Genomic DNA, 20,766 nt, shown 5'->3' with positions numbered 1-20,766 from the left:
TCCTTGATGGGAGCTAGACAACGTCCTGATTGAGCAGATCCAGCAGGCGGCCGAGATCGGCACGGCTGGTCATGGCTCGGACAAGCGGGGGAAGCTCGGCAAAGGTCGGGCGGCGGGCGGTCGCATCGCCGAATTTCTCGGTGGGATCGAGGAGGCCGGGGAGGCCCTGAAACCGGCGGGTGATCGTGGTGCCATCGCGCAGCGCGACATCGAGAATGACGAAGCGCGTTCCCGGATCGCTCGACATGCGCGGCGCATTTTCGTCGTGCCGGCGCCCGGCACGGGCCGCAAGCGCCATGAGGTGGGGCTGCACCGGCCTGTCGTCGAAGTGGTCCAGCCGCAGGACGCCGTCGATCAGGGCGGCCGCAAAGACGTATTCCGGGCTGAAGCGCGCCTCGATGCCATTGGTCGGTTGACTCACCACCAGGGCGGCATCGGCGCCCGGCGGATAGGTGAAGGTGATACGCTCGATGGCGTCGGCGGCGAGGCCTTCGCCGTGGAGATCGATGCCGAGAGCGGCAACCGGGTGGCTGGCGGTGCAGCAGGGATAGGCTTTCAGCGTCAGCCCGGGCGTCACGATCTGCCAGGGCGCGCCCCAATTGTCGCACAGGGCGGCAAGGTTTGCTGCACCGAAGGCATAGGCCGAATGAAACCCGACAGGGTTGTCGAGAAAGTCGGGCGCACCGCCGAAGCCCGCATCCGCCAACCGGGCTGCAAGCAGGCCGGACCGTGCGGCCATGCCTGCATGATAGGGCTTGGCGTCATGGCCGAACTGGAGGCGCAGGCCGGAGGCCTGTGTGGCCGCAAGACCCAGTGCGACGGCCGTTTGGTCGACGGGGCTGCGCGTCAGATGCGCGATGGCGGCCGCAACGCCGACCGGGCCGAGCGTGGCGGTCGCGTGAAAGCCTTTCTCATAGTGCTTCGCGCCAATCGAAAGGCCGAGGCGGGCCATCGCCTCAAGGCCGACAACGTAGGAGGCGATCAGTTGTTCTGCTGAAAAGTTCCGTTCCGCCGCAAGCGCCAGCAGAGCCGGAATGATGACGGTGGTCGGATGGCCGCGGACGCTCGCATGCACGTCGTCATAGTCGAGCACGTGGCCGGCATAGGCGTTGATGACGGCTGCAACCAGGAGATCGGTGCGGCGCGACGTGCCGATCAGGATCGCTTCGCCCGGCTGCTCGACGCCGACCGCCTGCGCCAGAATGCCCGTCGCCCGGTCGCCGGCACCGGCAATGGCGCAGGCGAGGAAATCGATGATTGCCGTGCGCGCTGCGTTCATCGCAGGGATGTCCCTCGTCGGGTCCGACGTGACGATTGCCTCGGCGAAGGCATAGGTCAGCGGAAAAGATATGGCGTTCATGGCGGGTTCCTGATGCACATTTCCAAGCTCTAGATCGATTCGCCGTCGCGAATCTCGCCCCGTCCGCCAGAAAACCCGCCGACGAACTGGCGGATGCGGGGATTGCCGGAGGTGTGAAAGATCTGCTGCGGCGTCCCGTGATCGACGACACGGCCATTCTCGGTGAAGACGACTGTATCGCTGATCTCTTCGGCAAAGCGCATCTCGTGGGTCACGAGAATGCTGGTCATGCCCTCGCGGATAAGGTCACGGATCACCCACAGTACTTCGCCGACGGTCTCCGGATCGAGCGCGGACGTGACCTCGTCGAACAGTACCAGATCCGGCTTCATCGCAAGCGCGCGGGCGATGGCGACGCGCTGCTGCTGACCGCCGGAAAGCTGGCCGGGATAGGCGTTTTCCTTGTCCGAAAGCCGCACCTTTTCGAGCAACTCCCGCGCGAGTTTTTCCGTTGCCGGCCGGCCGGCGCCAAGGATGCGGGTGGGCGCAAGTACGATATTGTCGAGCACCGTAAGGTGCGGAAACAGGTTGTACTGCTGAAAGACGATGCCGACGCGTTTGCGCAGCGCAATGCGTTCGCTTTCCCCCGTCAGCTGATCGACGCGGGTGCCGCCAACGGTGATCCGGCCGCTCTGGGGCTGCACCAGCGCATTGATGCAGCGCAGGATGGTCGACTTGCCCGAGCCGGAAGGCCCGATGATCGACACGGCATCGCCCTTGTTGACGGCGAGGTCGATGCCTTTCAGCACCTCGGTCCGGCCGAAGGACAGGTGGACATCCTCCAGTCGAACCAGCGCGGTTTTCGTGTCTGTGGTCATCAGCGTCATCCTCTGGGCCGGCTCAAACCGCATTGAAGCGGCCTTCGAGGCGGCGCGTCAGGTGGGAGATCGGGTAGCATAGCGTGAAAAAGGCGGTCATCACCACGAGGTAGGCGATAACTGTGAAGTCGAGCCGCCGCACCGCCGTGCTGGCATCCGTGGCAGCGTGCAGCAGTTCGTGCACGCCGACCAGCGAGGCAAGCGCCGTGCCCATGGTGATAGAGGCCAGCACGTTCATCCAGGGCGGCAGCGAACGTCGCAGGCATTGTGGCAGGATGATCCAGCGCAGGGCCTCGTTGCGCGAAAAGCCGAGGCCCTTTGCCGCTTCCCATTGCGTCGTCGGAATGGAAAGAATGGCGCCACGGGTGATTTCGGCGACATAGGCGCTGGCGGGAATGGCAAGCCCGATCACCGCCTTCACCCAATCGGGAAACGGCAGGTAGGTGCCGAAGATCATGATCTCGAAAGGGAAAATGTAGGTCGTCGCGAAGATCAGAACGAGATGCGGCGCGTTGCGGAATATCTGCACGTAAACTGCCACCGGATAGCGCACCAGCTTGAAAGGCGCGAGCGCCAGAATGCCGAACAGTACACCGACCAGCGTGCCGAGCGTCATGGCCGACAGCGCGATGAGGATGTTCATCATGAACCCGGAAGCCAGGTACGGCACCCATTCGAGAAGCTCGCGCCCGAGCGTCGGGTCGGCGAGCGACCAGATGAGGCTTATCAGTGGCAATGCCACGAAGCCGCCATTGCGCAGGATATGGCTGCTCCTGCCGCGCTTTGCGAGGACGGCGCCCATCATAGGCCGTACCCGGGAACCGCGAGCTTGCGCTCGACCCAGAGGCCGGCTCGAGCGACAATCAGATTGACAAGGCTGAAGAACAGCAGGATGACGATCATCAGCGACACGACATTGTCGCGTTGCGTCCACACCATGATGGAGGCGTAGGTGATCTCGCTGACGGCGATCGCATTACCGACGGTCGTCAACTTCACGAGGTTAATGAGGTTGTTGACGATTGCCGGAAGCGAGGCCCGCAAGGCGAGCGGCACCTCGACGTAGCGCAGGACCTGGAGCTGGCTGAAACCGATGGCGCGCGCCGCCTCGACGGTTGCAGCCGGCACCGCCTCGATCCCGGCGCGGAGCGCTTCGGCATGGAGCGCGGCGATATGCAGCCCCACCACGGCCACCACCCAGAAGAAAGCAGACAACGGATTGTTCTGAGTGCCGCCGACGAGACTGGAGACGAAGGTGTTGAGAACCAGAAAGCTGAACATCAGTTGCACAAGCGTCGGCGTGTTGCGCGTCAGTTCGACGAAGGCACGCACCGGCGTCGACAGCCACAAGCGCCCGGAGGTCAGACAGGCCGCAAAGAAAAGGCCGAACACGAGGCTGACGGGGATCAACAGCAGGATGAGATATAGCGTGGTGGCAAAGCCGTCACGCCATATCTGGGCCTCGTATCCGGTCGCCAGGAACTCGTAGTTCAAGCCGATCCTGCTCGTCAGGCTGACGAACAGGTCGATGACATCAAAATCGGGCATTATCGCTCTATCGGTGCATTCGCGTTATTGCGCTGCGGAAAGCGCCTTCTGTTCCTGTTGCAGGAATTCGGTTTTCAAAAGCCGATTGGTCTTGGCAAACTCCAGAAGCTTGCCGGAGGAATGCAGCTTCTTGACGCTGGCGTCGAGTGCCGCGGTCGTATCCGCCTCGCCCTTGCGCAACCAGATGACCGAATCCGATGGGATCAGTTCGGTCGGAAAAAGAATGGCATAGTTCTTCCATTCCTCGGGGCGGTCCTGCAGCAGCAGGCCGACGGTCGCGCCGACGTGGACGGCCACGTCGCAATTGCCGCCCTGCAGGGCGAGCAGCGATTCCGGTTGGCTCGGCAGCGCTTTCACCTCCGCGCCGTATTGCTCGATCAGTGGCTGCGTGTAGTTGGAGCCTTGTGAAACGCAAGCGGTCTTTCCCTTCAGGTCGGCCCAGTCCTTCAGCCCGCTGTCCTTGCGGCCCACGGCGGCTCCCCCAGCGCGATCATAGGGTGTCGGAACGTAGCCCAGCACCTTGGCGCGTTCTTCGGTGTATTGCATGTTGGCGATCAGGATATCGACCTTGCCCTGCTGCAGGAACTGAACGCGGTTCGGCGGCGTCACCGTGACGGTCTCGAGCTTCACGCCGAGATCGTCGGCAAGGCCCTTGGCGATGTCGAGATTGAAGCCTTTCTGCTCCTGTGTTTTCGGGTCGATGAAACCGAACGGCGCGCCGGACAGGATAACGCCGACCGTCAGCGTTCCCCGGGCCTTGATCCGGTCCAGCGTCGCATCGGCCGAAGCGGTCGTGGCGCTCAGCGCACAAATCGACAGAGCAAGCCCGACAAGGGCTCTCAGGGGGGCCTTAGACAGCATATAACATCTCCATTTATAGACAAAGACTACGCAACCGCAGCAGGGCGTGCGAGGAACGGCATTCTATAGGCTGGGCCAAAACCGGCAGATATTTGCAAAGGACAATCGCGGCGGGAATGAATGTTCTGCAGATGCTTTTGCGAAGATGCTCGATTTCCGCAAGGTAGGGCGTATCAGACCATGCGAAAAGCATAATGCCGGCTTCCCTTGCTTGCGTAAAAGCGGTCGACATCCTCGGCAGGGCCGGCACCGCGAGCTTGGGGCTTGCGTATCAGGGGGTTATCATGTCGAGAGCCTCAGCTACGCCGCGGTCGATCTCGGTACGCTCGAAGACGGACGGCACCAGCCGTTCGGTGGATGGCTGACGATGAAGGATCGGGCACTTCGCGGCTGATGCGATCAACGCTTGAGTGCGACATGTCATGCCCGCAGACAGCAACCGGTCGTCCAGCGACCAAACCTGGGAGTGTAGCCCGAGCCGCGGGCCCGATGGCTTGAGACCTGAGCCGCAGCCTCAGAACGTCATCGATATTTAACAGACGCTTCAGGTTTGAGAAAATCTGGCCCCGACGACGAGGTCAAACGATTCGATCCCGTTCGTTTCGAACAAGGTCGCAACCCGGAATCAAAATTGACGTTACTCACTTGCGAACATAATTCGGAAATTGTTCGCTGATGAGATCAATGATTGAAAGCGTTCCAGACAGATGTTTGCGCAGCGCAATTGCCGCGGCTTCCGCGTGTCCGGATTTTATCGCATCGATAATATCTTGGTGATCGTTGAGGACATTTTGCATCTTGCCCGGCATAGGCAAATTAAGTCGCCGCAGCCGGTCAAGATGGACGCTCTGCCGGCGCACCGTCGACCAGAGGTTGAGAATGTTCGCATATTCGTAAATTTTGCGGTGAAAGTCTTTGTCGAGCCTGTCGAACGAATCGTAGGTTTGAGGCGAGGCCACATGACGTTGTCGCGCCAGAATTTCTTCAAGTTCGTTGGCCAGTTGTTGCGGAGCCTCTTGGGTCAGACGCCGTACGGCCTCGAGTTCAATTGACAGTCGCAAGAACTGGGCTTGTCTTGCATGGCCAATATCGATTTTTGCGACGACCGTTGCATATTGAGGAAAGACTTCGACGATTCCCTCTTCCTCAAGGCGCATGAGCGCATCGCGGACAGGGGTTTGGCTGACGCCAAACTCCAACTGCAGCGATGCGCGCGAGAGTATCGTGCCTGGAACAAGATCGACTGAAAGAATTCTGTCTCGCAGTATTTCATGGATCTGGTGCGCCACCTGCCGTGTTCGATCCAGAACACTCCCATTCACTCTTCCGCTCATATCAGGCTCTTTCGCTCATGCATTGACGACCGATAGCACAAAATTTTTGTTGATGCACTGATGTATTAGTGCTTTAAAGGCATGGCGAAGTCGGAGGACCTTCGTCGGATGTGCCGGCGGGCGCAGTTGAATCAAATGGGAGGAAAACATGCGATTGCTTACAAATGGTATTGCCGCCTTGGGCATGATCCTGAGTCTGGGCACGGTGAGCCAGGCTCAGGAAAAGACTGACATTTCCATTACACGCCAGCCAGGCATTCTGTATCTGGCGAGCCATGTCATGGAAACGCAAAAGCTCATTGAGAAGCACGCGGCGGAAGATGGCCTCAAAGATATTACCGTCAATTGGCGCACCTTCAGCGGCGGCGGCGCACAAACCGATGCGCTTCTTTCCGGGAATGTCGACATCGTCAACACCGGAACGGGCAACCTGCTTCTGCTGTGGGACAGAACACGTGGCAAGGTGAAAGGGATCATCACCAGTTCGGCGCAACCGGTCATCATGGTGTCGCGTGACCCCAAGATCAAATCATTGAAGGACATCGGTCCGGGCGACAAGATCGCGGTCCCCACTGTCGGCGTTTCGACGCAGGCGATCCTGTTGCAAATGGCGGCAGGTCAGATGTACGGAGACGGCGACCTCAAGCATTTCGATGTCAATACGGTGCAGCTCGGACATCCCGATGCGATGGCGGCGCTGGCGAACAAGAGCCACGAGGTGGCCAGTCATTTCTCCGCACCGCCGTTCCAATATCTGGAGATCGATGCCGGCAACCATGTCGTGGCCAATTCCAAGGACATCATTGGCGGTCCTTTAACGCAAGCGACGTTCTTCACGACAACGGCTTTTGCCGATGCAAATCCTGTCATCATCAAGGCCGTGCGCGAAGCCACAGTCGAGGCAATCGACATGATCAAGAACAACCCGAAAGACGCCTTGAGCGCCTACAAGCAGGTTTCCGGTGACAAAACCGATCTTGATACCTTGGTCAAGATCCTCGGACAGCCGGACATGATGGAGTTTCGCACCGATCCTCAGGGAACGATGAAGTTTGCCACGCATCTGCACAAGATCGGAACGCTCAAGACGATGCCTGCGGCATGGACAGACTATTATCTGCCAGAATCCGCCGATCTAAAAGGCAACTAACTGTCGGCAACGAGCCAACGACCTGGCAGAGACGCCGGGTCTTCCGACTATCCTATGGAGGCCCATATGTTACAGGCCATACAGCAAAAAATGGATCCAACGGCAGGTCTGCCCGATGTCAAAGCGGCAAGTGAGGCCAAGTCGCTTCTCACCGTGGACAAGGTGACGCTTCGCTACAAGACCCCGAATCTGCTGATAACCGCGACGGAAGACGTCAGTTTTTCTGTCGAACGATCCGACCGTTTTGTTCTTCTCGGACCGTCCGGTTGCGGCAAGTCCACGCTGTTGAAGGCCGTCGGCGGATACATGGCCCCGGTGAGTGGATCAATTCATATCAACGGGCGTCCGGTCAAAAAGCCTGGCGCCGATCGTATGATGGTATTTCAGGAGTTCGACCAGCTTTTGCCTTGGAAGACTGTACTGGAAAACGTCATGTTTCCGCTCGTCGTTGCGCGCAAACTACCGCGCAGGGAGGCCGAGGCAAGGGCAAAGGAATATATCGATAAGGTGAAGCTGACACGCGCCACCGACAGTTATCCGCACACGCTTTCGGGTGGCATGAAGCAACGCGTGGCCATCGCCCGCGGCATGGCCATGCAGCCCGACATTTTGCTGATGGATGAGCCGTTTGCGGCGCTCGACGCTTTGACCCGGCGTCAGATGCAGGACGAACTGCTGCAGCTTTGGGAAGACACCAGGTTTACGGTCATTTTCGTCACACATTCGATTGCCGAAGCCATCAAGATCTCCAACCGCATTCTGCTGTTGTCGCCTCATCCGGGGCGCGTGAAGGCTGAAGTCATCGACGTTGATCGCGCCTGTCAGGACGATGGCAGCGCGGTCGCGCTCGAACGCGATATCCACAATCTGCTCTTTTCCGAGTCCGGCCACAGGGAGTGACGACAATGCCTGGTCCGCAAATCATTCTTGCAGCCGATGTTACGACAAACAGGCAGCATGCCAATGTAGCCGAGGTCGAACAGAGGCTCGGTTCCCTCGAACTGATCTTGGGTATCAGCGCCGTGCGTAAGACGGTTCTGATTATTGTCCTCGCCATCATCTGGCAGGTCTATGCAAGCTATCTCGACAATCCCCTGCTTTTCCCCACACTCAGCGACACGCTGACCACCCTTTATGATCGTTTTGTCGACGGCACATTGCCGTCGCGCATCTGGACGACGCTTCAGGTGCTCATCACGGGATATGTGGCAGGGACTTTGCTAGCGGCCATTTTGACAATCCTTGCCATTAACACGCGCATCGGCACCGATTTTTTGGAAACAATGACGGCGATGTTCAATCCGCTACCCGCCATCTCATTGCTGCCACTTGCTTTGATCTGGTTTGGGCTCGGCGCTTCCAGCCTTGTCTTCGTGCTGATCCATTCCGTGCTTTGGGCGGTGGCGCTCAACACCCATGCTGGCTTTCTTGGCGTGTCGCGAACGCTGCGCATGGTCGGAGGCAATTATGGATTGACGGGTTTATCCTATGTGACGCGGATTCTCGTTCCCGCTGCGTTCCCGTCGATCTTGACCGGCCTGAAAATCGGCTGGGCGTTCGCCTGGCGTACGCTGATTGCCGCCGAACTCGTCTTCGGTGTTTCTTCGGGGCAGGGCGGGCTCGGCTGGTTCATCTTTGAGAACCGCAATCTTCTGGACATTCCTGCCGTCTTTGCCGGGCTGCTCACCGTGATCATCATAGGTCTCATCGTCGAGAACCTGGTCTTTCAGACCATTGAGCGCCACACGATACAAAAATGGGGCATGAAGGAATGAGCAGTTTTGAGGCTTCCTTCTCCGTCGCATTTTCCAATTGAGCAATGGCTATGAAAAAAAACCCTGACACATTAAGAAGCGCCCGCTGGTTCGCTCCCGACGACCTGCGCAGCTCCGGCCATCGATCAAGAACAATGCAGATGGGTTATGCGCCGGAAGAATGGAGCGGAAAGCCGGTCATTGCTATCCTCAATACCTGGTCGGATGCCAACCCTTGCCATGCACACTTTAAACACCGCGTCGAGGACGTGAAGCGCGGTGTTTTTCAAGCCGGCGGATTTCCACTCGAATTGCCGGCGCTTTCATTGTCGGAAAGCTACGTCAAGCCAACGACGATGCTCTATCGCAATATGCTGGCGATGGAAGTCGAGGAGCTGCTGCGCTCCCACCCGGTCGATGGCGCTGTGTTGATGGGTGGCTGCGACAAGACCACGCCGGGCTTGGTGATGGGCGCTGTGAGCGCCGGCCTGCCGATGATCTATCTGCCGGCGGGCCCCATGCTGCGCGGCAACTACCGAGGCAAAGCTCTGGGTTCCGGTTCAGATGCCTGGAAATTCTGGGATGAACGGCGCGCGGGCAATCTGTCGAGGGATGAATGGGTCGAGGTGGAAGCCGGAATCGCACGCTCCTACGGCCATTGCATGACCATGGGCACGGCAAGCACCATGACGGCGATCGCGGAAGCCCTCGGCTTGACGTTGCCGGGCGCAAGTTCGATTCCCGCTGCCGACTCCAATCATATCCGGATGTCATCTGCCGTGGGGCGTCGCATCATCGACATGGTCTGGGAAGACCTCGTTCCGAGCAAGATCTTGACCGATGCATCCATAGGCAATGCCGTGGCCGTGGCCATGGCAACCGGATGCTCGACCAATGCCATCGTCCACCTCGTCGCCATGGCACGCCGGGCTGGTGTCGACCTGACAATGGACGATCTGGATCGTGCAGGCCGCACGACCCCGGTTCTCGCGAACATCCGGCCAACTGGCGATACCTATCTGATGGAAGATTTCTACTACGCCGGAGGCCTGCGCGCGCTTATGGCCAAACTTTCATCAAAGCTCGATCTTTCGGTGCTCACGGTCTCCGGCCATACGCTCGGAGAGACGCTGGAGGGGGCCAAATGTTTCAATGACGACGTTATCCGCTCCCTCGACAATCCTGTCTTTCAGGAAGGCTCGCTTGCTGTCGTTAAAGGCAACCTTGCGCCAACAGGCGCGGTTATGAAACCAGCCGCCTGTGATCCGAGGCTGCATCAACACCAAGGTCCGGCATTGGTCTTCGACAGCTACCCGGAGATGAAAGCGGCGATCGACGACGAAAATCTTGACGTCACGCCCGATCATGTCCTGGTGCTGCGCGGGGCCGGGCCGCAGGGCGGCCCGGGCATGCCCGAATGGGGCATGTTGCCGATGCCCAAGGTCCTGCTCAAGAGGGGATATCGCGACATGCTGCGTCTGTCCGATGCTCGCATGAGCGGCACCAGCTATGGAGCCTGCGTTCTGCACGTCTCGCCGGAATCGCATGTCGGCGGCCCGCTGGCTCTTCTGAAAACGGGCGACATCGTGCGGCTCGACCTGAAGGCACGCAGGATTGACATGCTGGTAGACGATGGTGAAATCGAACGCCGTCGCTGTGAATGGAGGAAACCGGCAGACAAGGCTGGTCGGGGCTACGGTTGGATGTTCGCCAGACACGTGAGCCAAGCCGACACGGGCGCGGATTTTGACTTTCTCGAAACACGCTTCGGACCATCCGCTCCTGAACCAGATATCTACTGATAGCCGAGGACAACGAATGACAAACTATGATCTAAGTGAAGAAGCGCGCAAAAAGCTGATGGGCGTGGCCACGCCAACGATTGCGACGGCGCTGTTCAAGCGTGGGCTGCGCAACCAGTGCATCCAAGATGTGCGACCGCTGTCGGCGAAGCAGACCAATATGGTCGGCCAAGCCTTTACACTGCGCTACATACCGGCCCGCGAAGACCTTAACACGATCGAGGTCTTCAAGGATCCGGGTCATCCGCAGCGCGCCGCGGTGGAACAATGTCCGGAGGGAGCCGTCCTGGTGATGGATAGCCGCAAGGATGCCCGGGCAGCTTCGGCCGGCTCCATATTGATATCAAGGCTGCAAGTGAGGGGTGCGGCGGGTGTGGTTACTGACGGAGGCTTCCGCGACAGTCCTGAGATTGCCAATTTAAGCATTCACGCCTACCACAATCGTCCTTCGGCTCCAACCAACCTTACCCACCACCAGGCCTGCGATATCAACGTCCCAATCGGCTGTGGCGATGTCGCGGTTTTTCCGGGCGATGTGCTTGTCGGGGACAATGAAGGCGTCATCGTTATTCCGCGACATTTGGCGGACGAGATCGCCGACGAGACGCTGGAAATGACCGCTTATGAGGATTTTGTCACAGAGCAAGTCATGAACGGTGCGACGATCATCGGCCTCTATCCGGCCACAAGTGACAAGCCAAAGGCTGATTTCGCCGTGTGGCGGGAGAAGAACGGAAGATAAGCATTGAGGAAGCCAAGGTGGGGACTGGCGTTGTCCTGCCCGATTTTCGGTACGTCCTGACTAACCATCAGCGCGCGTTAGTGTCCGGGAACGCAAGGCGTGGCATACGGCTGCTCGGCGAGCGGCCCATGCCCGATCTCGGCTGGTTCGAAGGAGGCGATCGCGTCTCTGCGCCGGGAGCTCGGTTTCGGCAAGGATCCCGCTAATACGCAATCCAAGGCGCCGGTCGGTTAGCTGGGTGGAGAAACATCGTCAGGGTAAGGCCATTCGGACAACCGAGCGCGCCTGTTGGGCCTGACGCAAGAGGCTCTTCGACAATTCGATGATAAGCCCGACCTGTTCGGCAAGTGCGATAAACACGTCAGGCGCGGTGAACTTACGGCACGCTGCCAGCGGGCAAGTGCCTCGAACCCTCACAAGCTTGCCGTCTCCTATAGTCACCAAAGGTTGGAAAAACGGAACGGTCTCGTGGTTCCTGACGCCGATACGCACAGCCTGTTCCAGCTGGGCGCGGCCGGTGACATATTCCAGCATGGCAGCGTCGAACATTCTCGTGGAATTGCGTCCCGATCTCTTCGCGAAATAGGAGGCGGACTGGGCTTGCTCGAAGCCTCCGTAGGCGCGTCAGCGAGGTAGGCCTGTTAAGGTGTCGATTGGCAGTTGCCTCCAGCAAGAAACGGCTCGCGGACGCCGGCGAAGAGATTGATGTGTTTAAGAAAACTGGCTGAACAGCCACAACCGAAGGAGCCTGCGCCGGCGTCGCGCATGACGAATGAGACCCGGGCAAAGGTGACCGCGTCGTCGGAGCCATTCGTAATTCTTCAATCCAGCTCATCTTGACCCGACACGAACAAGCGGCCGCTTTCATGGCCGCAACCTATGGACGGTTGACTGGCAACCCGTGTCTGCCTCACGACGCTCCGGCCCGGCGCTTTGAATTTTTCTACTGGAGCAGCGTATGCTCTTCTCGGCGCGATGCCGATGATCATGATCACGGGCCAACAAGGCATCCTCTCGTCTCGCCAAGCCCGCTTCCAGGATCGTCGACGTCGTTGCGCCCAGGAAACCGCTGACCAAGCTCTCAAGGCAGATCGTTTCGCTCATGATCCCACCATCGTTCGCTCGCAGCGCGGATGGCGTTGGGGGACAAGGCACAGCCACTCTTGTCCTTGCCGAAATAGATGCTGCCGTGGCCGGCTCCGAAGATCACCGTACAGGGCTTACGGCCGTCGGCGAGGCGATCGGGGAAGCCGAGAAAGGGAGGCGAGACGGTCATTTTTCATGATGTGATCCGCCGTTTTTTTGCCAAGATATGTCCTCTTGAGCCGATACGCTATTTATCATATCGATGGATCTTGCTTCCATCGATGTACTCGACACAAAAGACCACCGCTGTTCCATGAGTCATCCTGATCGTTAGTGGATAGAGTTTTGGTATGGAGTCAGACCCTTATCGCTGCTACCCGAAGTATGGTCCACCAAAGATTCAAATGGGGCGTCCCAAGATGGAGTAAACATGGCAGCGAAAACGGGAATCCTTTCTGCGCTGATCAAACAAGCAAACGGCGCGACGGATCTCACCCGTGAGGAAAAACAAGTCCTGCTCCGAAATGCCGCTGAGTTGATCAGAATATACAGAGAGCTAGTTGCGTTTTCAGGGTCCCCGGAGCAGGACACCGGGTCCGATATCGCCTGGGAACTCGAGCAGTTTGCTGAGCATATCGATTTCAAGTACGTCGACGAAACAAGCGAAATCATGCTTGAAGCGGCTGACAAAATCCGGATTCTTCGTCTCATGCTCGGCATCAAACAAGAGATTATCGATGGAACCTCTTAACGGAACCGCAACGCGCCGACATCGATGAACCGGTGTGGAGGTGTGCCATAAGCAGGGGTGTATTCGGTTTCAGCTTAGCACCCACTCCTTCATAGTTTCTGCATGGGTAGTGAGGGCATATCATTGAAACGGGAAGGATATTAAGAAGCGAATTTGAGATTGCCGCCAGTTTTACATCGGCTTGCCCAATGTTTGCGTTATTCAGCGGCTACCATCGGATATCTTGGCCGCACGAAGTTCGGCACCTCGACCCGTGCCAGCGTCGGCCGAATCTTGGAAGATGGGTCGCCTAATTCCATTTATTCCCTGTTTTTGCGCCGAGGCATGGAACTTGTGCCACGCGGTCTGACTTGATTGACGCTGTTATCGCCGGTTTCGTTCTGCAGCTTTCGCCAGCGGGTCAAACGCTCGGGATCAAACTTGCCTGCAGCCATTGCTGCTTGCACCGCGCAGCCGGGTTCATGAACGTGACTACAGTCACGAAACCGGCAATGCGGGGCAAGTTCTGTGATTTCCGCGAACACGGTGTCAATGCCATAACCCACGTGGCTGACATCCAGCGTTCGTATTCCCGGCGTATCGATCACCCAACCGCCGGCGGCAATCGCGTGCAGAGACCGGGATGTGGTGGTGTGACGACCCTTGGCATCATGCTCGCGGATGCCGCCCGTCTGCTGGGGCAGTTCTAGGACCGGGCCCGCCAGCGTGTTCACCAGAGTCGATTTGCCTACACCGGAGGACCCTACCAAGGTCACTGTCTGCCCGACTCCGCACCAGGCAAAGAGCGCAGTCTTGGCGTCAGGAGAGCGCGCATTCAGGGTCACGACAGTCAAACCGCGTTGCAGTGCAGCCGCCCGCTGTTCGAATTCCCAAGCGTTTGACACCGTATCAGCCTTGGTCAAGACGATGACAGGATTTGTTCCGGCTTGGTTGGCCAACGCAAGGTAACGTTCCAGCCGGGCGGCATTGAAATCGGAATTGCACGAGGTAACGATGAACAGTGTATCGATGTTCGCAGCAACCAGCTGTGGGGGTCGATTACCCGTTTTGCGACGTTCCAGCAGGGTTTTTCGCTTCAAAAGGCGTTGCACCAGATGCGTGCCCGGATCAACGAGAATCCAGTCACCTACGGCAAAATCTGCGGTCGTCACGTCGGCGGGATGGGTTAGTTTGACTGTTCCTGATTGAAAAATCGCTGTGAGACGCGCGCGGTGAACCGTATCAATGCGCATCGGGAGGAGGTTTGTCTCGTTTGACACAAGCTGATCGCTAAAAAATTCCGACCATCCCAAACTCGAGAGCGAAGCGCAAGAATCAGTCGTGGTTTCGGTCATCGTAGGGTCATCGCAACATAGGCCTTTTGAACTGATACTTATTTTGCACCTCGGAACTAAAAATACAAACAAGGTATTTGCGCCGATTCTGTCGTCTTGAATCAGCGCCAGACCTCTACTGGCACCGGGGCAAGGCCAGCAAACTTTAATACGCGTGAGCTCGCTCAATCATTGTTTCGCCATCTCGTCCAACGCGGGCTCCTCAATCGGATCGATTCTTATATCTGGTTCATGGCGAAGTCGTGGACTTTTACGCGCAATGAATGGCTGCGACGCAGAGAACGAGAATGTGTTGGACCAACTCAGTTTGTACCGATGTTACACGAGAATCCGGTTCTAATTTCTCTTCTGCATTGGCAGCCTTGGCAGCTATCAAATCGAAATCGCGCAAACCACGGTCAAAGAAGGTCATGCGCTGGGCCAGTCGGTCCGGGTGTAGATCTCCCTTGAGAGATTGGCCGAGGTGAAGGGATGCCCGGTCGAGCGCCATTTTTGGCCGATGTCATGGCAGCAACTCGGGCGCAAATGAACCTCGACCGGATGAAATAAACTTTTGACAAATTGATTTGCGATGCTGCGATTGGACAAAACGTGCGTTCTTTTCACGATCGACGCCGACTTGTGCTCCGGCAAACGCTTGGCTACGCTGAAACAGCAAAAAAGCAGGTTTGGAATGACCGAGATCGCATTCGACCATAGTTATAGCCGGCTGCCGGACAAATTCTTTATCCGCACCATGCCCACCCCTGTTGCGTCTCCGAGATTGATCAAGCTGAACTTTGACCTCGTTTTCCAGCTGGGTCTAGATAATCGGTGGTTGAGCAGCGCCGAGGGTATAGACATGCTCGCAGGAAACAATGTCCCGCAGAGCGCTGACCCTATCGCCACCCCATATGCGGGGCATCAGTTTGGTCATTTCGTCCCGCGACTGGGCGATGGCAGGGCGATCTTGCTCGGTGAAGTCATTGATCGAGACGGTGTCCGACGGGATATACAGTTAAAGGGGGCGGGACGGACGCCCTTTTCGCGTGGCGGAGATGGACGTGCAGCGCTGGGTCCTGTCCTGCGCGAATATATCCTAAGTGAAGCAATGAACGCCCTGCGGATTCCAACCACCCGTGCGCTCGCTGCCGTACTGACCGGAGAAACCGTTGCGCGTGAGATGTCTCTCCCTGGTGCCGTTATCACCCGCGTTGCTTCCAGTCACATACGAATAGGGACGTTTCAATTTTTTGCCGCCCGGGGTGACATTGAGGGCATCCGTGCTCTCGCAGACCACGTCATTGCCCGGCATTATCCCGAGGCGGCAGCAGGCGACATGCCCTACCTGTCGCTCCTGGCGGCAGTGATCGAAGCCCAGGCCTTGCTGGTTGCGCAGTGGATGTTAGCCGGATTTATCCACGGTGTGATGAATACAGACAACATGTCCATCGCCGGCGAGACCATTGACTATGGTCCATGTGCATTCCTGGACAATTACGATCCAGCGACGGTTTTCAGTTCTATCGATCATGCGGGCCGCTATGCGTATGGCAACCAAGGACCGGTCGCTTTGTGGAACCTGGTGCGTCTGGCGGAGAGCCTGCTGCCGTTGCTTGCGGACGATCAGGACAAGGCGGTGTCCTTGGCTCAAAACGCGCTAGCCACTTTCGACGCCCAATTCCAAACAGTGTTTATCACCGGGATGAGACGGAAGCTTGGCCTGTTTACCGAGGCAGAAACCGACCTGACACTCATCAAGGAACTGCTCGACACAATGACGAAGAGCCAGGCGGACTTTACTCTGACGTTCCGATATCTGAGCCACTGTGCCGAGACCGTCAACGACGATGAGAGGGTGCTCAACCTGTTTACAGAACCTGGTGCATTCAGGGAATGGCTGGCACGCTGGCGGGCGCGCATCGCTCACGAACCGCAAACAGGTTTTGAGCGCCGGACTGCAATGCGTCACGTCAATCCGCTTTTCATTCCCCGAAACCACCGGGTCGAAGCGGTGATAGCTGCAGCGGTCCAGAATAGTGATTTCCGCCCGTTTGAAGAACTCCTGACGGTTGTCGGCGAACCTTTCGAGGACCAGGCCGAATTCGCGCATTATGCAAAGCCGCCGGAAATCCACGAGCGCGTTCTCGAAACATTTTGTGGTACGTGAAGTCTCATTGTTTCAAGAGAAATTGAGGAATAGGCAGGATCGGAAATTGGATGGATCAGCCGACAACACACCATCCATCCGTATATTCCTCTAATCGATGAAAGCGGTTGTCGGTTGTTGGTAAATCCAAAGTGTTGTGGTGCTGCTTGCGGTGCACTCGGACTCGTCCCAGCAATGGCCTATAAGCCGTCTGTCGCCCATTTGTTTATCTTTTCCATGGTCGGCGTATCGGTGCGTCGCGCGAGGACGCCGGATTATCCTCTTTGCCCGGTCTGATTGTACCCCTCCTTTTGGCCGCCGACAAAAACCACCTCACGCTTTACGGCGCAGGGCGGTCTTTGGCGTTTTCGCGCGGCATGATGTACCCGTATCGGCCGCAGTTTGCAGTCTTCATTTGCCACCTTGGTTTTACGTTTTATCCGAAGTGGAAGTGTCATCGCGCCGGTCTTGCGAACATCGTCGGTTCGAGTTGATCCGCCGCAACCCGCGCTTATCTAAGATCAACCGCCTCATCAGGGGCGACTAGACTGGGCGGTGCGTCCTCGCTCGAGCAAAACGCCAGCGCCGCCAGTAGTGAGAACGTGGCAACCAACGCGGGAAGTACAAGGTAACGCTGTCTCATCGCGAACTCCGATGTGTTGAGACACGACGATTATACCATTGATGGCGTTCCAGTCGCCAAGCTTGACCCGCGCAATGGTTCCCAGTCGCCGCGATCCCTACGGCATGCCTAAGCTCGATCCGACCGCCTCGTCGACTATCGCCGCGATGACCGTCGAGGCGAGGGACAAGTGGCGGTTAGAAATGGTGAAGCGGGAGCGGGAAGGGCATGCATGTGGCACTTTCATTCGTAGATCACGACCGAAGCTTCTTGATGAAGATGACACCGGAAAGGCAGAAACAAATTGAGTTGGTAAGAATGATCGGCCACTCGCCCCGCATCATTCCGAAGGCGGACCAGAGAGCGAACCCCACGACGGTGAGAGCGTACATACGGGTCGAGATCGCTTCGGTGTCGTCTGTCCTCATGACCTTCCAAACTTGAGGAACGAAACTTGCTACCGAACAAGCAGAAGCGAGGTAACCAACGATCAATGCGGTGTCCAAGGTGCGTCCCGCCATTCCAGCGTCCAGCCCGTACTCATGTCAATCGAGATCAAGCGCCTGTTTGAGTTCCTCAATCCTTTTCGAGGCCTCGGCTTTGGAAATGCCCTCCGCGAAAGCATGCGGTTTATGCGCTTGTTCGGAGAGGGTTTTCAAATAGGAGCGTTGAGCGCCGGTCATGGGCTCGTCGCCGCTGATCCAATCGTCGGGATCTTTCTGCCTATTGGAAGATATGTCAGTTTTTGGGCCGTTACTCATACTGATCTCTCCATAGTTCCTGATCTCTCCATAGTTCCTGTTCACTAAACGTTCTTATTTGGCTTGAGTTCCAAATTCGGTATGGCTGCAGCCGACATCCTTGATGCCACCCCCAAGCCGCGCGATATGGCAAGCTGCGCCGTTTTCGTCATGCCGTTATGGAAGCCCTGCCTTGGCATGAGCCTTCGCCAGAAAGATAAGTACATTCTGGTGATGCTTTCATATTATCCGCAAGGGGTGCGGCGACCTCAAAGCAGGCGCGCCGCAAAGTACGTGGCTTCCACAGGCGAGCTGCTGTAGGCTGGAAAAGCGGTCAACAAGAAGGACCCAACGTGGAGCGTCACCTTGCAGCCATCCTGATTGCAGATGTCGTCGGCTATGGCCGTCTGAGCCGTATCGACGAAGAAGGTACGCGCGCGCACTTCCAGACAGACCTGCAGGAAATATTCGAGCCAAGGATCGCCGCGCACCATGGTCGGCTGGTCAAAACGATGGGCGATGGGATACTGGTCGAGTTCCGCAGTATGGTCGACGCCCTTCGCTGCGCCGTCGAAATCCAGCAACAAAAAGCGCAGGTCAACGAACTCATTCCGCCAGAACGGCGGCTTGATTTCCGCATTGGCATCAACCTCGGCGACATTCTCGTTGAGGGTGACGATATTCACGGTGATGTGGTGAACATTGCAGAGCGACTGCAGGGACTGGCCGAACCGGGAGGAATCGCCATTTCTGCTCCCGCTTGCGACCAGGTCAGAGGAAAGTTGCCGGTCGGCTTTGCCTCCCTCGGCAACCAAAAAATGAAAAGTATCGCCGAGCCGGTTCAAGTCTACCGGGTCTTGATCGGTGCTGAGACTGCGAGCAAGACCGCCGGACCACGCCTTATTGCTGAGGATGACAGAAAGCCGCCGGTCATTGCGGTTCTGCCATTCGAAAATCTGAGCAGCGACGAGGGCTGGACACGACTTGCAGACGGGCTGTCGGCCGACATGACCGGCGATCTGGCGCGGTATCCTGACCTTGCGGTCATTTCGCGCCAGACCATGCAGTCCTACCGGGGCTCGAGCGACACGCGCTCCGTCGGACGGGAGTTGAACGCAAACTACTTGCTGGAAGGCACTCTACAGGCGATCGGTCAACATGTTCGCGTTGCGGTCCAACTGGTCGACGCCCGAACCGGAGCCAACGTCTGGTCTGCTCGATTTGAGGAGCTGATTGATGACTTTTTCGTCATGCAAGACAAGGTCACACAGAGCGTCATCAATGCATTGGCTGGTACCTTCGGGAAGCTGGCCACTATCGGACGCGAGGCAGCCCGGCGGAAGATGCCTTCAAATCTGGATGCCTACGATTGCTATCTACTCGGGGTCGAACTGCACGACAAATTCACGACAGGAACGCGAGCGGAGGCCATTCGCAAGTTGTCGCGGGCGGTAGAACTTGACCCCAACTTCGCGCGGGCCTGGATGATGCTAGGATTGGCCCATGCGGTCGAGGCTTGCTACGCGTTCTCGCCAGATTCAGCTACTTCGATAAAGCTTTGGCGAGAATGCATGGAAACAGCTGTTATGCTCGACCCCACCGATCCAATGACGCGCCTCTTCTTGGGCGATCTTCGCGGCATTGACGGCGATCTCAGCGGGGCCGCAGAGGAGCACGACCGGGCGTTGGCACTAGCACCCAATAACGCCGATGTGCTGTCAATGCTTGGAGCCAGCAGGGCTCTTGTGTGCGGAAATCCCGCCGAGGCATGTGCTCTTGCCGAACGGGCGCTTCGCCTCAATCCACAGGCTCCAAGTTGGTACTACGCACAACTCGCCCGCGCCAAATTCGTCGCTGGTCGGTGCGAAGAGTGTTTGTCGGCGCTGCGCCAGAGCCCTCCCGATAATCCCGTCACGCTGATGTTCCGTGCCTTATGTCACGCATCACTGGGAGACGTCGCCCAAGCCCAGACGATCGCCAAGAAGATTGGCGTCGAGTTTCCAACCTTCACCGTCGAAAACTTCATCCGAACATATCCTGTCACAAATCCGCCGGCACTCGCAGCAATCAAGGAAGGGGCTCGTCTGGCTGGTTTGTATTAGATGCGAAAACACTTATCAAATATGTGACGCTTTCCCTGGTTCCGAAATTGTTTGGTCTTCAAAATTTTCAGTGGGGATCTTCGTAATACAGCATAACCACGAGATTATGATTATAATTGTTGGAGATGAGACATTCTGATCAGGCGGAGTTGATGAACAAATCGAAAGCTCTAGAACAGCCGGGGGTGGGGTTGGACAGTCGTGCCGGGGGCTCAGAAACGCGAACAGACCAAGAGCATGTTTTTGTATGGTCGTTCGCTGTTAAATCAGCATCAAAGAATAAACAATGGGCTTTCGAATTCATTCAACCCATTACGAGCAAGGAGTGGGCCCGCCGGTCAATGGAGAAGGGAAATGCTTCCGCGCGCCTCTCGGTTTTGACCGATCCGGAGATTGTCGAAGCCTAGGCTGGGCCGCAGCGGCCGCCGAGCAGATGAAGACCCGAGCCCAACCCGAATGATGCCAATTGGCCCTCACTCGAGCTTGATCTCCGCACGGCATCTCAAGCACGCTGCACGGTAAAACAACAGCCAGAGAGCGTTGCAGACCCTCGCCGCCAGTTGGAGGCCAAATTCAATCGCTTGAACCACACTTGGACAAGATGGTCTCATCAATAGCCGACGATTTAGCCTTG

21 protein-coding genes and 2 pseudogenes are annotated in these 20,766 nt (G+C 57.5%); 12 read left to right on the top strand and 11 right to left on the bottom strand.

The features are described from left to right. Positions 1–13: 13 nt before the first annotated feature. The 5 genes from LB462_RS27040 to LB462_RS27020 are packed head-to-tail and all read right to left on the bottom strand — an operon-like array spanning position 14 to position 4,587. Positions 14–1,360 (bottom strand): MmgE/PrpD family protein, encoded by a 1,347-nt coding sequence (locus LB462_RS27040; RefSeq protein WP_224514465.1) that lies wholly within the window; start codon positions 1,358–1,360, stop codon positions 14–16. A 29-nt stretch (positions 1,361–1,389) separates the two neighbouring features. Then, positions 1,390–2,178 (bottom strand): amino acid ABC transporter ATP-binding protein, encoded by a 789-nt coding sequence (locus LB462_RS27035; protein ID WP_224514463.1) that lies wholly within the window; start codon positions 2,176–2,178, stop codon positions 1,390–1,392. 22 nt (positions 2,179–2,200) lie between these two features. Then, the gene (locus tag LB462_RS27030) at positions 2,201–2,983 is read right to left on the bottom strand and encodes an amino acid ABC transporter permease (protein ID WP_224514462.1); all 783 of its coding nucleotides are present in this window, start codon (positions 2,981–2,983) and stop codon (positions 2,201–2,203) included. Further along, entirely contained in the window at positions 2,980–3,726 is a 747-nt protein-coding gene (locus tag LB462_RS27025; RefSeq protein ID WP_224514460.1) for an amino acid ABC transporter permease, read from the bottom strand. The genes LB462_RS27030 and LB462_RS27025 overlap by 4 nt, the downstream gene beginning before the upstream one ends. A 24-nt stretch (positions 3,727–3,750) precedes the next feature. Next, a complete protein-coding gene (locus tag LB462_RS27020; RefSeq protein WP_224514450.1) occupies positions 3,751–4,587 on the bottom strand; it encodes a transporter substrate-binding domain-containing protein in 837 nt (278 codons plus the stop codon). A gap of 194 nt (positions 4,588–4,781) precedes the next feature. On the opposite strand from LB462_RS27020, the gene LB462_RS27015 reads away from it, so the two are divergent. Then, the gene (locus tag LB462_RS27015) at positions 4,782–4,952 is read left to right on the top strand and encodes a hypothetical protein (protein WP_224514448.1); all 171 of its coding nucleotides are present in this window, start codon (positions 4,782–4,784) and stop codon (positions 4,950–4,952) included. A gap of 276 nt (positions 4,953–5,228) precedes the next feature. On the opposite strand, the gene LB462_RS27010 is transcribed toward LB462_RS27015, so the two are convergent. After that, the gene (locus LB462_RS27010) at positions 5,229–5,921 is read right to left on the bottom strand and encodes a GntR family transcriptional regulator (RefSeq protein ID WP_224514446.1); all 693 of its coding nucleotides are present in this window, start codon (positions 5,919–5,921) and stop codon (positions 5,229–5,231) included. Positions 5,922–6,069: 148 nt separating this feature from the next. On the opposite strand from LB462_RS27010, the gene LB462_RS27005 reads away from it, so the two are divergent. The 5 genes from LB462_RS27005 to LB462_RS26985 all read left to right on the top strand — a co-directional run bounded on the left by LB462_RS27005 (position 6,070) and on the right by LB462_RS26985 (position 11,369). Beyond that, complete coding sequence (locus tag LB462_RS27005; RefSeq protein ID WP_224514445.1) at positions 6,070–7,071, top strand: ABC transporter substrate-binding protein; 1,002 nt, start codon at positions 6,070–6,072, stop codon at positions 7,069–7,071. Between the two features lie 90 nt (positions 7,072–7,161). After that, positions 7,162–7,971 (top strand): ABC transporter ATP-binding protein, encoded by an 810-nt coding sequence (locus tag LB462_RS27000; RefSeq protein WP_224514563.1) that lies wholly within the window; start codon positions 7,162–7,164, stop codon positions 7,969–7,971. Positions 7,972–7,976: 5 nt separating this feature from the next. Next, the gene (locus LB462_RS26995) at positions 7,977–8,846 is read left to right on the top strand and encodes an ABC transporter permease (RefSeq protein ID WP_224514444.1); all 870 of its coding nucleotides are present in this window, start codon (positions 7,977–7,979) and stop codon (positions 8,844–8,846) included. Positions 8,847–8,890: 44 nt separating this feature from the next. Continuing rightward, positions 8,891–10,627, top strand: a complete 1,737-nt coding sequence (gene araD, locus LB462_RS26990) for an L-arabinonate dehydratase (RefSeq protein WP_224514443.1) — start codon at positions 8,891–8,893, stop codon at positions 10,625–10,627. A 16-nt stretch (positions 10,628–10,643) separates the two neighbouring features. Then, complete coding sequence (locus LB462_RS26985) at positions 10,644–11,369, top strand: ribonuclease activity regulator RraA (RefSeq protein WP_224514442.1); 726 nt, start codon at positions 10,644–10,646, stop codon at positions 11,367–11,369. A gap of 252 nt (positions 11,370–11,621) precedes the next feature. On the opposite strand, the gene LB462_RS26980 is transcribed toward LB462_RS26985, so the two are convergent. Next, positions 11,622–11,918 carry a hypothetical protein gene (locus LB462_RS26980; protein WP_224514441.1) on the bottom strand — a complete coding sequence of 99 codons (297 nt, stop codon included), beginning with the start codon at positions 11,916–11,918 and terminating at the stop codon, positions 11,622–11,624. Positions 11,919–12,166: 248 nt separating this feature from the next. Between LB462_RS26980 and LB462_RS26975 the strand changes: the two are divergent. Beyond that, positions 12,167–12,475 (top strand): annotated as a pseudogene (locus LB462_RS26975) (thiamine pyrophosphate-binding protein); the annotation flags it as partial. Here LB462_RS26975 and LB462_RS26970 read toward each other — a convergent pair. Further along, positions 12,451–12,645 (bottom strand): hypothetical protein, encoded by a 195-nt coding sequence (locus LB462_RS26970; protein WP_370637318.1) that lies wholly within the window; start codon positions 12,643–12,645, stop codon positions 12,451–12,453. The pseudogene LB462_RS26975 and the gene LB462_RS26970 overlap by 25 nt on opposite strands. A gap of 240 nt (positions 12,646–12,885) precedes the next feature. Between LB462_RS26970 and LB462_RS26965 the strand changes: the two genes are divergently transcribed. Then, positions 12,886–13,206: a hypothetical protein gene (locus tag LB462_RS26965; RefSeq protein ID WP_224514440.1), complete on the top strand. Its 321-nt coding sequence runs from the start codon at positions 12,886–12,888 to the stop codon at positions 13,204–13,206. A gap of 299 nt (positions 13,207–13,505) precedes the next feature. Here the strand turns inward: LB462_RS26965 and rsgA are convergent, their stop codons facing one another. Further along, a complete protein-coding gene (gene rsgA / locus LB462_RS26960; protein ID WP_224514439.1) occupies positions 13,506–14,540 on the bottom strand; it encodes a ribosome small subunit-dependent GTPase A in 1,035 nt (344 codons plus the stop codon). Positions 14,541–15,213: 673 nt separating this feature from the next. On the opposite strand from rsgA, the gene LB462_RS26955 reads away from it, so the two are divergent. Continuing rightward, on the top strand, positions 15,214–16,689 hold the full coding sequence (locus LB462_RS26955; protein WP_224514438.1) for a protein adenylyltransferase SelO: 1,476 nt from the start codon (positions 15,214–15,216) through the stop codon (positions 16,687–16,689). A gap of 855 nt (positions 16,690–17,544) precedes the next feature. Here LB462_RS26955 and LB462_RS26950 read toward each other — a convergent pair. Both LB462_RS26950 and LB462_RS26945 read right to left on the bottom strand, forming a co-directional pair. Then, positions 17,545–17,811 (bottom strand): SemiSWEET family sugar transporter, encoded by a 267-nt coding sequence (locus LB462_RS26950; RefSeq protein ID WP_224514437.1) that lies wholly within the window; start codon positions 17,809–17,811, stop codon positions 17,545–17,547. A 24-nt stretch (positions 17,812–17,835) separates the two neighbouring features. Next, complete coding sequence (locus LB462_RS26945) at positions 17,836–18,051, bottom strand: DUF3072 domain-containing protein (RefSeq protein ID WP_224514436.1); 216 nt, start codon at positions 18,049–18,051, stop codon at positions 17,836–17,838. A gap of 332 nt (positions 18,052–18,383) precedes the next feature. On the opposite strand from LB462_RS26945, the pseudogene LB462_RS31635 reads away from it, so the two are divergent. The 3 genes and pseudogenes from LB462_RS31635 to LB462_RS26935 form a co-directional block, all read left to right on the top strand. After that, a pseudogene (locus tag LB462_RS31635) lies at positions 18,384–18,791 on the top strand (adenylate/guanylate cyclase domain-containing protein); the annotation flags it as partial. Positions 18,792–18,848: 57 nt separating this feature from the next. Beyond that, positions 18,849–20,132 (top strand): tetratricopeptide repeat protein, encoded by a 1,284-nt coding sequence (locus LB462_RS26940; RefSeq protein ID WP_255627876.1) that lies wholly within the window; start codon positions 18,849–18,851, stop codon positions 20,130–20,132. Positions 20,133–20,284: 152 nt separating this feature from the next. Then, positions 20,285–20,539 (top strand): hypothetical protein, encoded by a 255-nt coding sequence (locus tag LB462_RS26935; RefSeq protein WP_224514434.1) that lies wholly within the window; start codon positions 20,285–20,287, stop codon positions 20,537–20,539. Positions 20,540–20,766: the final 227 nt, after the last annotated feature.

Source organism: Phyllobacterium chamaecytisi (genome assembly GCF_020164455.1).
Taxonomy (GTDB): Bacteria; Pseudomonadota; Alphaproteobacteria; order Rhizobiales; family Rhizobiaceae; genus Phyllobacterium; species Phyllobacterium chamaecytisi.
Note: the sequence above shows the minus strand (reverse complement) of the source record. Positions and strands in the feature narration are given on the sequence as shown.